We start from the raw sequence: 12,706 nt of genomic DNA, 5'->3' as shown, positions 1-12,706 counted from the left end.
GGGGTCACGGAATGATCAACTCGCTTTCCGCCGTGGTAGTGAATTCATCTCGTTCGGATCATAGTGAGTGAATCGCCAAAACATCGGTCTGCAAAACCCTGCTGGCTATCTCGATGAGATGGCGATGATGCGTGAACAGCATCACCTGCCCGCCCTCGGAAAAACGTGCCAGCGCGCTGAATACGTTCGCGGCGCGATGATCATCGGAAGTAATCAGAACATCATCAAGAATCAACGGCATTTGCCGCTGCTCGTTGCGTTGCAGTTCCAGTGCAGCCAGGCGCAGGGCGAGATAAAGCTGGTCTGCAGTACCCTCGCTCATGGCCGATACGCCAATATGCCTGCCATCGTCGCGCTCCGCCTGCAACGCAGGCTGCTCAGCCGAGTCATCCACGATCAGACGTCGATAGCGGCCATTCGTGATCAGCCTGAAATACTCGGAGGCCAGCGTCACCATGGGTGCTTGCGCCTTGTCGCGAAAGCGCCTTAACGCCTCGCGCAGGAGCGATTCGGCCAGCTTCAGCTGCGCCCATGGTTTTACTCCAGCGCGATAACGCGCAATAGCCGACTCCATCTGCTCTCTGGCTTCCGCAGCATGATCGGAAGTATCGATCTCATCCAGTGAACGTCGTGCCGATTGCTCTGCATCTGCCGCTGCGTTAACCTCCTCTTCAAGTTGTTTGATGGATGCCCGGCATTGCTCCCGCTCAACGTCTGTTTCCGCGATATCGAGCCCCGACAAGGCCTCTCGCAATTCCGGAAGCGTTGAGGTCGACGCTTCACGCAACTGCCCAATCAGCGATTCAGCCTTTTCCTGTAATAGCCGTTTTTTGGCCGACTGTTCCTCGACCTCGCTTAGATTATTTGCATCCACGTCACCCGCTGCATGGCACAGGGCGAGAAGCGCCGCTTCGCTCGCCGACTGCTCCGCTTCAGCTTCACGTTTCTTGCGCTGAGCAGCCTCAGCCCGGCGATCGAGTTCGCTATTGCTCCTTTCCGCTGAACGGGATCCTGTTAAGCGGTCTTGCAAACGATCAACGAAATCATCCACGTGGCGGCACTCAGGCTCGCCCAGTAATGCCGCAAGCCGGTTTGCCTGGTCCAACAAGGAATCCTGGATCGCAACAAGAGCACGGATACGCGACAACCGGTCATCCTGAGCAATTCTGGCGTTTTGCACCGCATCGAGTTCATCGAGCCTGGCCTTGATTGCCGCCGGCGAACTGTCTTCGGCAAGGAACAGCCGTGTATGCCAGGCAGCCAGCTTGCCCATATGCACAGACAGTGCATCACCGAACTTCCTGATATCCTGATATGCCGCATTGAGGTCGTTTTCGAGGCTCTTTATTGCATTTTGACGAGCCGCTTCGTCCGCAGCCACCTTGATCATGGCTCGAATCCAATCCGAAGCCCGCGCAATCATTGGGCTGAGGCTATGTACATCAGCCTGGACCACTTCCCCCACGGCGGACAGCGCCATGCCAAGCTTCGATGCAGCCTGTTCCGCTTCAGCGAGAAGACGAGACCGCTCATCCAATACCTTAACGTGATGGGTGACCCGCTCCAGAACCGCACTGCGCAGATTCAACCATTCCCGCAGCGCAGCCGGTTGATGGACAGGCAAGTTGGCTGCGGAGAGCCTGCTAAGCCAAGCTGACTGAGCCTGCTCTTGCGCCAGTGCATTGGCTTGCTTCAACAAAATCATTTTTTTCCATCGTGCTTCCATTTCAGCGATACGCATCTCGCACTCAGCCACCTTGGTGGCTCGCTCGGCGCCTTCGCGCAACAGATCCGCCTGACGGTCTGCCTCGTTCTGCGAATTCTCGAATGCTTCAGGCAAGGGGTAGTTCGAATCAAATTGGGCGGCAAGCGATTCCGGATTTTCGCTACGCTGAATAAATGCCTTGCGTATCAACTCCCAACCATGGTCGCGATGCACGCGGGCTGCGCGCAAAGTTTGCGCGGTGACCACTTCACCCGCCGCCGCAAATTCATGTTGACGCCGTTGTTGAGCTTGCAGGTCGTGTTTGAGCGCTGTTTCCTCCTTGTGCAAGCTATTGATTTCGGTTTCAAGCCGAGCGAATTCGTTTTCCGCAGAGGTTATTTCCGCACCCAATAATAGCTGGCTGCCTTGCAGTTGTTCCACGGCAGACAGCCCAAGGTCAGCCAAGCCCTGCCGCACCCGCCGCGCATGATCCTCTATTTCGCCTTGCAGCTTCTCGTGGCGCTTTGTGAAATCACCCATTGTTTGTGCGGTATGCAATGCTTCTTCAATTGCTTGCCGCAAGGCCGCATCCGCCATTGGCCGATTGCCTTCCGGCTGCTGTTGCAGTTTTTTCCGAATGTCCGCGACCCGCTCGTGGCGCGAACTCAAACGTCCTTCCAAGGTATCGCACTGAGCAAGATGCTCATTCAGCATCACCCGGTCGGCCATGGAGGGAACGGCTGCCAGCACATCATCAATTGCACGACCTCCTGCAATTTTGGCTGTCATCTCAGCCAGCGTGAGCCGGCCGCTATCAGCCTCAGCCCGGGTTTTCCGTAATTCAACATACGTATAGCTCGCCACATCCCGATCTTTGATCAAGCGCTCAATCGCGGCGGCATGCCTCAACAATGCTGGTTCGGTCATGAGTTGCGCCTTTTCCTGAGCATATTCCACCAACTCGGCATCCGCCCGGGAAATAGCTTTTCGTGCTGCCTGCAGCGACTGTTCGGCGGCCAGGCGATTTTCTCTTGCATCTGTGGGTAATAACGGGATCTCCGTCAAGCCGTCCAGCGCAGCCAGAGCGTCATCATATTGCTTCAGCAGCGGCTGAACTGCCCGCAATTCAGTCAACTCGTTTTCCCTGAGCCGCAGTTTAACCAATCGGTCCCTCAGTTCAGCAAGCTTTGCCTTTGCATCCGCATGGGTGCGCTGGCGGTCTTTCCACTCAGCAGGCCTGGTGAGCGCTGCGCGATAGGCGCGCTTGTATTCATCAATCTGGAGGCTGGCTTCGTTGAGAGTGGCCTGTTTGGAGCGGGGGATAAAATAGCGGCGGCTATCCTCCTGTAGCGAAGCCAATAGAGCCGTTACACCTCGCGTTCCGGCGCTGGCTTCGAACAATGCCGAGCCAAGCTCGCCATCCGCGCTCAACAGCAGCTTGCCGCCTTCGCGCAGGCGTTCATGATCGATTCCAAACATAACCTCAAACTGTTTCCGATCCAGGCCTCCGGTCAGCGCACGCTCAACGGCGGAAGCGACGGCGGTACCGCCGATCGGCTTACCGTTTCCTGGATCGGCATAGAGTAGCGTCTGCTTGTTTCCTTTGCGGCGCGCCAGGGCAACGCGTTCGCCGCCAGTATTCGCGAATACGCCTCCGAGCAGTATACGTCTGTATTCATGAATGAAATCGTCCGTGCTACGCGGGTGGATGCCAAACCGCAGGTCGCCCATCGCGCGTAAAGCCGATGACTTCCCGGCCTCGTTCGGGCCATAGATCAGGTGGAAATTGGCGGGCGTCGCCGCGAAATCCAGCTCGCGATCCGTGAACGGACCGAAGGCGGACAAAAATAGCTTCTCTATTCTCATCGGCCGCCACGTCCATCGGCACCATTGGCACGTTCCACGTTCAGGCGCGCCAGCAACGTTGCCTCGGCATCCGCCAGCAGGCTTCGCAGCGCGGCCGGATCATCAAGCCGGGGAAGACTGTCACTTTCCGCATCGGCCTGTACTTCTGCCGGTAGCTTGGCGAGTACGTCTCCCAGCGCCTGCTTCGACCAATCCGCCAGCATGGCATCATCCGCAGCCAGCTCATCTACCAGGCGGACCAACTCTGCAATGGCGTCTTGCCCTTCCATAGCCTGGGCACGATCAATCGGCGAGCTGATGGCGAGGCGCACTTGCTCGATCCAGACTTCGCAATCATTAATATCCTGTGCCGCAGCCTGTACTGTGGCGGCCAACGTCCCCGGCTGCTCCGCTTCCAACTCGTATAGATGGGTTTGTCCGATCAGATTGACCCTGACCGCGTGCAGGAGAGTGGTTGCACCCGCTATGGCGGCTGCCAGTGCTTTCCGCGCCTGCTCGGCCGCTTGCGCAACATCATCCACGCCATCGAGTTGCACCGTCACTTGATGCCAGCGCACGACATCAAGTTCAATAAAACTTGCTTCGACAGTGCCCGCATTTACCGTGACCAGTTCGCAGCCTTTGGGGCCGGTTTCGTTAGCATGACGCCCTTGCAAATTCCCGGGAAACACGATGCGAGGCGCTTTCTCGGACACGACCTGCCGGGCATGGACATGGCCCAATGCCCAGTAGTCGTAGCCCTTGGCCATGAGCACGCCAGGACTGGTCGGGGCATAAGTATCGTGGCCCATGGCGCCGGTCAAGCTCGTATGCAGCACGCCGATATTGAACAGACCGTGCACAGGCTCCGGGTAAAGCGGCACCAGATCATCCGGCACTTCCCGATCCGGAAAGCTGCGCCCGTGGATGGCCACCGCCAGATCATCGAGCCGCACTGTTTCGGATTTCTTGCTGGAAAACGTCGTTACATTTTCCGGCAGGGGTAACTGGCGGCTGATGACGCCCTGCGCATCGTGATTGCCCTGCACGATAAACACCCGAATATTGGCACGCCCCAACCGCACCATCTGCTCGCGGAAAAATAGGCCGGTATGAAAATCCGACCAATCGCAATCGTAGAGATCCCCAGCCAGCAGCACAAAATTTACCTGCTCATCCAGCGCCAGGTCCACCAGTTGCACCAGCGCCCGGCGGGTGGCATTGCGCAAGCGGTCAACAGGCGCCCCGTCATAGCGGCTTAAACCGCGTAGCGGGCTATCGATATGCAAATCAGCCGCATGGATAAAACGCATCTATAAATTCCCCTATTTCGATCGTTACGACCGGGCCGCGCTTGCTGTCCTCCCCTGCCGGTAATCACAAGTTAGCCGGTAATCACAAGTTATTCAGTCGACTCGACAGCAATATTCAAGCACATCCGTAGACAAGCTTTACAGGATATCTTTTTTCTCGGTAAGCAAACTGCCAATTCTAGTGAGCGAATGTCTCCACCAAAGCGTCGATCCTGCACGCGCTATCGCTAGCGCAACTGTACTTGAGTCCAGTTGTATTCGCTTTGCGAAAATCGCATTCCTGAAAATCGGCTTAACCGAAATTCGCGACGTGCTGGCCAGTTGTACCAGGTACAACTGGCATATCACTGATTGGCGAACACACGTCACCCGTCCAACTGCCGGATTCAGGATAATTTCCATCCACCATTCAAATCTTGTTCAACTGTAGCTCTGCAAGACGGGGCATTCTGAGCTAGACTATGCAGGCCATTCAGTGGTCAGCCGGTTTTTCCATTCACGCGAAAGCGGGGTGGGCTCCAAGGTCGCTGAAGCCGGCCGATGGCGCAAAACGAAACTGGGCTGGGACATACTTCAAGGGTAGAATTCGAAATGTAGAGTTCGCCTGGAATCTACAAGTTTCCGGTTTATGTGACTTTGCGCTGAATAAACTATTTCCCGTCTTTTTTATGGCCACTTCAATTTAATATTTCAAGGAGAATAACGATGCGTATATCTTACGTTCTGGCAGCTTCACTTGTTCTTGGCTGCTATGTCCCGGTTTCATTTGCCGCCGGCGCTTCGGCCGACGCTTCCGTCGCGATTTCGTCACCTCCGGATGGCGCCAAAATTAGCCCGAAAGGCGATGTCAATATCGACTACGAGGTGTCACTGGGAAAAAAAGGTGATCATACGCATCTTTACCTCGACAGCAACGAAGCTGTGACGTTACGCGGATTAAAAGGCACCCACGCACTGGGAACACTTCCGGCGGGCCAGCACGAGATATGCATCAAGGTGGTCAACAAGGCGCACACCCCGATCGGCGCGCAGAAATGCATCAATGTCAGCGTAGAGCCAACCACATAATTGTGTTTGAAAACCTCGACTACGCCATTGTGCAACTCGTGCACAATTTTGGCGCCGCTGCCGTGGTAGGCGTTGCAATTTTTGCGCTCTACCCGGCAGCACAGCCCGTCCCCGTCCAGCGCAAGTTTGCGTGGCTGGTCGGGTTAGGCTGGGCAGCTCAAGCATTGAGCGGCATGGGGTTCAGCGCAGTCAGCTATTATTTTTACGAAAAGCTGCCCGACTTGCACGGAGTAGCCTTTGCCGCGCTGCTGATCAAAATCATGTGTGCGGTGGGCGGCCTCAGCATTGCCGTAATGTATCTGCGCCAGGGCGCTGGTTGGACTGAAGAAAAACGCCGCGCTGCCTGGAAACTGCTTATTGCGCTGGGCGTAACGGCGCTGACCGCAGCCGCTTTCTTACGCTGGTTTGCCTGATTTTACGGCCCTTCCATTACTTTCATCGGACTCAACCAGGTTACTTGGTACATACCAAATTCCTGGGCTTCCCGAATAAACATCTCTGCTGCATAGAAGTACTGAAATCCGGAAAGGAGTCGCCTATTGGGGCTCCACCGCTACCAGACCCGGACCAAACCATCGGATTGGTCTTTTATGCAACGGCATCGCTCTGCCATCGGTATGCGACTATTCCGGCAACAGCGCATTCAACTCGGTGAATAATTTTTCAAACCGGGTAAGAGTGGCTTTCAGATCCGCGCCAAACAATTTCTTGATGATTTCGGATTGGTGCTCCGTGAAATAGACGGCGGGGGCGTAACGGTCGAACTTGGGATTCACGCCCGGGACAACATCTTGTTGCGTACGGAAATGTTCTTCCACGTACACGACAATGCGCGCCCCCGCACCAGCTGAAGGGACAGGCAGGGCCTGCCGCCCCTTAAGGCCATAACACGCATTCACGATCTCCACGTAAAGCCCGGCACCCAGCATATCTTCGACATCCGCCTCCTGCTGGCCTGTCGTGGCGCCCATCGAAAAAATATGCGTATCGCGCAAGGTATTCCATCGGCGCAGGTTTTCGACCCTCTCGTGATCTGATGCAAAATCTGTCAGCACCGCAACGTGCAAACGGTTACCGCCAAAAAAACTCATGAAAGCACTAACTTTCTCAATGCCGCCAGCCGGGCAGATGGTCCAACGCGGATCAAGCGGTATGCGCTTGTGAGAACGCAGTACTTCCGACATTGCCCGCAAGAAAAGAAGATCGGACGGTCTCGTCACCAGCAATGTATGTTCACCGACAAACAGCGATTGGGTCATCTCGTAACCCAGCGCACTCTGCAGTGGAAACAGCGTATCCGGATCGGTACTGAGCACCTCGCTGCCGACTTTGGTACCTTTAACTTCGGGCTCCCCATTCTCAAGATAAACAACCATATCCTCGACAGTGCGCACCGAGAGCAGGTTGTCGGACGGCACCATGAATGGCGAATGCGTCGTGTAGATGACTTGATGGTCGGGCGCAAGACGCTCCCGGAAGTAGCGCAGAAGGTCGGCCTGCGCCTTGCCATGCAAGCTCAGCCCCGGTTCATCCAGCAACAACACCATCCTTTTCTGGTGTTGCTTCTTCATCTGTGAGAACAGCACAAGAAAGGAGAAAAACCAGACAAAACCCGTGCTGCGATCGTCGAACGGAACCGTCACATCGTGAAGCTCATTTAAAATGCGAGTCCGGAAGATGCGGCCACTATTGAAAGGAGGCGGGTCACCGGGCAGGGCATGGTCCAGCCGGAAAATTACCTTGAGGAATTTATTCTGGCTCCAGTAACGGAACATTTCAGCGGAAATCTTATTGGATGCGCTTTCGAAACGCGAAACCATGCTTTCGAAATCCTGAATGGAGGCAACTTGTGCAATCGTGGTGCCTGCCATTTTGCAGAGCGCAATGAACACCTGGTCCGCCGCTTCAAGCGTGTTGCTTGATTCCCTCTGCTGAATCTGCTCAAGACTGACCTGACCTTGCATCCGTTGATATTGGGAGAACAGCATGAATTCCGGCAGGTCCAGCAGTTTTACAATAGCCTGGGAAACCGAGGCCTCCGGAAAATCAAGGTCAATTTTCTGGATGCATTGCCATCTGCCCGGTGACGATTCATGAAGCGATTCTGTTTTTGCCTTCAGTTCCGCCATCGTTTGAACTGAACCGATATGCGCTTTTTCATCATGGAGACTGCTGGTATCAATGAGATGTTGAACGATGGCCGCTTCATCGAACCTGATTGTCCAGCGGATTACGTTGCCATAGTCCTTTTTTACCACGACTTCGTCGCTCTGCAGTGCTCCAGCGCCGAACGCATTGGCGATAGCCTGTTTTTCGGCGGGTTCGATTGTCCACCATGTTGTGATTACATCCGCATCCTTGCCATCGTGGCGTTCTTCGTAGTCCGATAAGTGGCGTCGGGGGTAGTCTATTTGCCACTGGAAACCCGCGTCCCTGAAGATAGGATTGAGCCGATAAAGTGCCGTCAACAGCGTTGTCTTGCCCGATTCATTCTTCCCGACCAGGCAGGTTATGTGCTCATCAAGGCTGAACTCCCCGGAATCCTCGATATTTCGGAAATTCTGAATTCGTGCACGCACCAATTTCATGTAAGCTCCTCTACTTTAGCGACAATTGTAGACACATACGCAGTTAGTCAGCAATGGATTTACGACGCCACGTGTGCATACGGACTCGGCATCCACACGGTCAAAGTAATTTACGTGAATCATGAGAAGCAGATTTGGCTGCTATCTACGACATATAGCGTAACAGGGTGTTCGCCTCCCAGCACAGCGCGGCGCGGGTTGGGTGCAAAGGATGCAAAGCAATGAGCAGATCAACTCGAGTGTCGTCGTTTAACTTTACTTTAATCGCTACTTGTTAATGGTATTGGTTTGAATTACTTTATCTTTTATTTTCAAGGGAATTACATCATGTTTAAGAAACTGCTTGTTCATGCCGCCCTGGTTCTAACCGGACTGACCCTCGCATTCCCCGCGGCTGCGCATTACATCTGGATCGAACAGGACAAGTCGCATCATGCACGGCTTTATTTCGGGGAATACCAGGAACAGGAAAGAGAGACGAGTCCGGGCAGACTTGATGAGATAAAAGGACCACGAGTATGGATACTCGACGCGGCCGGGAATCGGAATGAGATTAAAGTAGTACGAAAAGAGACTCACTTCGATCTCGGCGTGATTTCAGATCATAAATCACCGATTATTGCCGAAGAGCTTGCCTATGAGGTCAAGAATTGGACCAAACAAGGTATCGGTATCGTGAAGCCAATGTTTTACACGCGCTTCAGTCCGCTGGCGGAACATACAGCCCATAAACTGGAACTCATGCTGGATATAGTCCCGGAGAATGGATCCCCTAACGCATTCACTGTTTATTTTCAGAATGCGCCGCTGGCAAAAGCCAAAGTGATGGTCTACGCCCCCAATTTCTGGATGCAGGAATACACGGCTGACGAAAACGGCAAGATCAACATAAAAACGCCCTGGCCCGGCCAGTACGTCCTGGAAGTCATACACCTGGAAAGGCAGCCGGGAGAATTTCAAGGGAATAAATTTGAAGCGCTTCGCCATCGTGCAACGCTGACATTCGATATCCCGGCAGGGTCGCACGAAAATAAGGCAAGTAACGAGAAATAAAGATCACATAATAAATAAAAACGGATCGGGACAGTCAGGTTTAACCCGATCTGTTTTCTTTTTCCCCTCCAACGGTTGTTCCTTCGAAACCTTCCCACCAGTACCAGGCTGATGGATTTGCGGTCAGCTTTTTGGTAACGACTCAACCGCCTTTTTAAAGCCTCAACAGTTCGCGCTTCGGCAGAAGCTGGCAGAAGCTGCATGGCGCCCCGCGCTGTTGGCGGGATGCGGCGTGACAAGCTAGTACCAGAGTCCAATTGCTAACGCCGATCAAGCTCGTAAGATGTGCGCTTGCAGCTGCCAGTGCGCGTACATCACGCTTACTTGCGGCAAGTACAATTCCGGAGGCAGATAATCATGCGTCAGACTGTCGGTTGGGCGGGTTCATGGGCACTCTATTATTTAAGCGGTTACGTGGATCTCGCCAAAGCACGTTATAAGGCAAAATGGCTTTCCTCACTGTATTTAAAACTGTTGGACGCGTCCGATGACGTGCAGACCTGGGGAGGTGGCGGCGGCACCTGGGTTTATCTCACACCCGGCGAGAACAAACGCGGAGCCTATCCATCACCCATTTATGGTAAACGCAACCGCTCGAAGCCTCGATAAACTACTAACCACTTTTCATGGGTTTCAAGAGCCGCCAGTATCCATGCGCAGCGGCCTCGGCACGTGCCCGGCCACGAACAGAAGGAAGCAGGTTTGCAAAGAATATGAACGCCTCTGCGGTACGTTCTACAGGTAGGTTCGTACTCGAGATTCCTGACATCCCTGCAAATAGTTGCTATATTGCGCTCTTTAGCGGCGCAAACAGCGGCTTTTCGCAGTTTCAAGCACGATTGCACGATTCGCATTCATGAGGAACATTATCGATGGGAATGACAATGAAGTTCGATTCAATCATGGGCCTGGAGCGCGTCGTTAAAATATTTCTTGCCGCTGCCTTCCTGAGTATTGGATGTCTGGCCGGCGCTGGAGGTGCACAAGCCGGGGACACGTCCGATGGAATTACTCTCACGCCTGTCACGGCGGAGGTGCTTCCCAATGATCCTGGGCAGACACTGACAGCAGTCATCGTGAATCTGGCGCCTGACGCCAGAAGCGCCAGCCATCGTCATGCAGGCATCGTCTTCGTCTATGTGCTTGAAGGGATTGTTCGTTCGCAGCTCGACAGTGGCGAGCTGATAGAGTATCGCGCCGGTCAAAGCTGGAGCGAACCGCACGGGACCGTGCATTCATTCATGGAGAATCCCAGCAGGACGCTACCTGCGCGCCTACTCGCCACGATTATCGCTCCGACGGGCGCACAACTGACCACCTACGACAAATAGCCCAGCCGGAATTGCCAGCGATCCGCTTTTGCGCTATTCGGCATTGTCCGGCGTACCGTAACGATTCTCCGCACCAAACCCCACGGCGAGATCGCTGAGGAGCGACCGGTATACAAGGTTCATGTATTCAATCGCGTCGGTATTTTTCGACTCCCAGGATGCGGACCACTCGGCAAACGTCGTGTTATCGGACGTAACGGGTAGCAGGTGCAGATTTCCTAGGTAATCGTGAATCTCTCTTGACGAGACTGGAGATGGCCCCTCATCCATGGAATACATGATGCGTTTTTCGATCTGGTTATAGGCGATCAGGGTATCCAGAAACACGCCGTTCAATAGCCGCCGCGCACCCACGCAATATCCATTGCTCTCGCCGACCTTCTCGCAAGAACCAATGAGGGATGGCGCCCAGGAAAAGTCGTGGAAGTCGCGTATTCTCGACCATACTTGCTCTATCGGAGCGGGAACGATAATTGAATTGTAGATTTTTGGCATTTTCTTCCTGTTTTTTTCGCTCCCCGGACGCCTGAATTAACGCACAATATCCCGAATCTCGCTGCTCCTCAAATCTATGAGGTGGATACGGACCTGGGTCGACGGTTCGCATCCATGAAGTAATCCTCCCAGAATTTTAGATGCCGCCTGCTTTGCAGTCGGGGTGTATTCATCACGTAGTGAAGCTCATCGGCCAGTTTTGCGCTGTCATGAACCGGTTCAATTATGGAATAGAAGCAGGTGCAATTATCGACGACGCCAAAAAAGCCTTTCATGGCATTTTCCTGGAAAAAGGGTACGGAGCTTAAGGATGTTTAACGACGGCGTGTGGGTGATTAAAAAGCTGCGGGCGTTCATTCCCGAAGATCCATTCGAAGTCCTGATCAACGGAGAATCAATGGGGAGGACAAAGCTTTTATCCTTTGCGAAACGCGTATCCAATACAAGCCGTTTTCCCCAGGTTCTTGTCATCTACTCTTCCGGTTATCTGCGGCTTAAGGCGGGGGCTGATCCAACGCCGCCACTGCCGTTCGGTCAGAGTCTGGTCCTCGGCCCTGCAATCTCCGGCACATCGGCTTCATGCCCGAAAAAGACCTTATTCTTCCATCCCCAGTTAAAGCGCGTTGCCATTGACACCTCCCAGCTCAATCAAGGTAGCACGGGCAGGATGCTGATCCGCATTACGAACTCCCCTGCAAATCGTTTACGAGACAGCGGAACGACTAATCAGATCATGGATCTCACCTGGCTGTTGGCACTGGAAGAGCCACATGAGCTTGCCAGCACACTCCATGTGGCGGGAACGTTTGAATTCACAGAGGACGTGATACCGGATCCCATGCAAACAAAAACATTCGAGTCGATGCGGCTCCTTCAGATTTCCAGCATGTTTATTGATAATGTCCGGCATGATGTTGACGCGCTTCGTTTGCATACCGAAAACGATACCGCGACGTCATCCTACGATTCCTCATTGGCAAATCTGCTGCTGCCAGTGACGCCCCACGCACTGAACCCTGCAAAGCCAATGTTCGACTCTATCCATACAGATGATGCCGGGTGGCCCAACGGAAATACGCCGAGCTACAGAATCAGGATAAATTCAACCACAGGCCCGACAGCAGGCCCCATTATGGTCCGCGCATTTTTCAACAACAGCCAGAACCTGCGCCATGACAACCTCGGCCTCTGGGCGTTCCAGCAGGTGCCGGCATCGATAAAAAAGGGCACAACCGGAACCATCAACTACACTCTTATTGCCGGTGTAAATGCTCATTCCTTGGAAGAAATTTGAAGCTCGACCACGTG

11 protein-coding genes are annotated in these 12,706 nt (G+C 54.0%); 6 read left to right on the top strand and 5 right to left on the bottom strand.

Translation table 11 applies throughout. From position 1 onward, the window contains the following. Positions 1–58: 58 nt before the first annotated feature. Together BUA28_RS07215 and BUA28_RS07210 are read right to left on the bottom strand one after the other, a co-directional pair. Complete coding sequence (locus BUA28_RS07215; RefSeq protein ID WP_072767440.1) at positions 59–3,571, bottom strand: YhaN family protein; 3,513 nt, start codon at positions 3,569–3,571, stop codon at positions 59–61. Beyond that, positions 3,568–4,863, bottom strand: a complete 1,296-nt coding sequence (locus BUA28_RS07210; protein ID WP_072767439.1) for a metallophosphoesterase family protein — start codon at positions 4,861–4,863, stop codon at positions 3,568–3,570. Before BUA28_RS07210 ends, BUA28_RS07215 begins: the two co-directional genes overlap by 4 nt. Positions 4,864–5,568: 705 nt before the next feature. On the opposite strand from BUA28_RS07210, the gene BUA28_RS07200 reads away from it, so the two are divergent. Beyond that, positions 5,569–5,931 carry a hypothetical protein gene (locus BUA28_RS07200; protein ID WP_072767437.1) on the top strand — a complete coding sequence of 121 codons (363 nt, stop codon included), beginning with the start codon at positions 5,569–5,571 and terminating at the stop codon, positions 5,929–5,931. Continuing rightward, positions 5,898–6,344, top strand: coding sequence for a hypothetical protein (locus BUA28_RS07195; protein ID WP_072767436.1), 447 nt, complete (start codon positions 5,898–5,900; stop codon positions 6,342–6,344). Before BUA28_RS07200 ends, BUA28_RS07195 begins: the two co-directional genes overlap by 34 nt. Positions 6,345–6,554: 210 nt before the next feature. Here BUA28_RS07195 and BUA28_RS07190 read toward each other — a convergent pair whose 3' ends face one another. Next, positions 6,555–8,519: an ATP-dependent nuclease gene (locus BUA28_RS07190; RefSeq protein ID WP_072767435.1), complete on the bottom strand. Its 1,965-nt coding sequence runs from the start codon at positions 8,517–8,519 to the stop codon at positions 6,555–6,557. A 327-nt stretch (positions 8,520–8,846) separates the two neighbouring features. On the opposite strand from BUA28_RS07190, the gene BUA28_RS07185 reads away from it, so the two are divergent. The 3 genes from BUA28_RS07185 to BUA28_RS07175 all read left to right on the top strand — a co-directional run bounded on the left by BUA28_RS07185 (position 8,847) and on the right by BUA28_RS07175 (position 10,903). Further along, positions 8,847–9,572, top strand: a complete 726-nt coding sequence (locus tag BUA28_RS07185; protein WP_072767434.1) for a DUF4198 domain-containing protein — start codon at positions 8,847–8,849, stop codon at positions 9,570–9,572. 357 nt (positions 9,573–9,929) lie between these two features. Next, positions 9,930–10,181: a hypothetical protein gene (locus BUA28_RS07180; protein WP_072767433.1), complete on the top strand. Its 252-nt coding sequence runs from the start codon at positions 9,930–9,932 to the stop codon at positions 10,179–10,181. Between the two features lie 275 nt (positions 10,182–10,456). Continuing rightward, complete coding sequence (locus BUA28_RS07175; RefSeq protein WP_178297935.1) at positions 10,457–10,903, top strand: cupin domain-containing protein; 447 nt, start codon at positions 10,457–10,459, stop codon at positions 10,901–10,903. Positions 10,904–10,936: 33 nt separating this feature from the next. Here BUA28_RS07175 and BUA28_RS07170 read toward each other — a convergent pair whose 3' ends face one another. Both BUA28_RS07170 and BUA28_RS07165 read right to left on the bottom strand, forming a co-directional pair. Further along, positions 10,937–11,398 (bottom strand): SRPBCC family protein, encoded by a 462-nt coding sequence (locus BUA28_RS07170; protein ID WP_072767432.1) that lies wholly within the window; start codon positions 11,396–11,398, stop codon positions 10,937–10,939. A 74-nt stretch (positions 11,399–11,472) separates the two neighbouring features. After that, entirely contained in the window at positions 11,473–11,673 is a 201-nt protein-coding gene (locus BUA28_RS07165) for a hypothetical protein (protein WP_072767431.1), read from the bottom strand. A gap of 35 nt (positions 11,674–11,708) precedes the next feature. On the opposite strand from BUA28_RS07165, the gene BUA28_RS07160 reads away from it, so the two are divergent. After that, positions 11,709–12,692 (top strand): hypothetical protein, encoded by a 984-nt coding sequence (locus tag BUA28_RS07160; protein ID WP_072767430.1) that lies wholly within the window; start codon positions 11,709–11,711, stop codon positions 12,690–12,692. The last annotated feature ends 14 nt before the right edge of the window (positions 12,693–12,706 follow it).

The sequence above is a fragment of the Nitrosospira sp. Nsp11 genome (assembly GCF_900142705.1).
Lineage (GTDB): Bacteria > Pseudomonadota > Gammaproteobacteria > Burkholderiales > Nitrosomonadaceae > Nitrosospira.
This window is presented reverse-complemented; position numbering and strand designations above follow the sequence as displayed.

What these genes read in the sequence shown, in the direction of transcription:
- BUA28_RS07185 (WP_072767434.1), top strand. Translation starts at nt 8,847, where the DNA reads ATGTTTAAGAAACTGCTTGTTCATGCCGCCCTGGTTCTAACCGGACTG.
- BUA28_RS07210 (WP_072767439.1), bottom strand. Translation starts at nt 4,863, where the DNA reads ATGCGTTTTATCCATGCGGCTGATTTGCATATCGATAGCCCGCTACGC.
- BUA28_RS07195 (WP_072767436.1), top strand. Translation starts at nt 5,898, where the DNA reads ATGCATCAATGTCAGCGTAGAGCCAACCACATAATTGTGTTTGAAAAC.
- BUA28_RS07175 (WP_178297935.1), top strand. Translation starts at nt 10,457, where the DNA reads ATGAAGTTCGATTCAATCATGGGCCTGGAGCGCGTCGTTAAAATATTT.
- BUA28_RS07160 (WP_072767430.1), top strand. Translation starts at nt 11,709, where the DNA reads ATGTTTAACGACGGCGTGTGGGTGATTAAAAAGCTGCGGGCGTTCATT.
- BUA28_RS07190 (WP_072767435.1), bottom strand. Translation starts at nt 8,519, where the DNA reads ATGAAATTGGTGCGTGCACGAATTCAGAATTTCCGAAATATCGAGGAT.
- BUA28_RS07215 (WP_072767440.1), bottom strand. Translation starts at nt 3,571, where the DNA reads ATGAGAATAGAGAAGCTATTTTTGTCCGCCTTCGGTCCGTTCACGGAT.
- BUA28_RS07200 (WP_072767437.1), top strand. Translation starts at nt 5,569, where the DNA reads ATGCGTATATCTTACGTTCTGGCAGCTTCACTTGTTCTTGGCTGCTAT.
- BUA28_RS07180 (WP_072767433.1), top strand. Translation starts at nt 9,930, where the DNA reads ATGCGTCAGACTGTCGGTTGGGCGGGTTCATGGGCACTCTATTATTTA.
- BUA28_RS07165 (WP_072767431.1), bottom strand. Translation starts at nt 11,673, where the DNA reads ATGAAAGGCTTTTTTGGCGTCGTCGATAATTGCACCTGCTTCTATTCC.
- BUA28_RS07170 (WP_072767432.1), bottom strand. Translation starts at nt 11,398, where the DNA reads ATGCCAAAAATCTACAATTCAATTATCGTTCCCGCTCCGATAGAGCAA.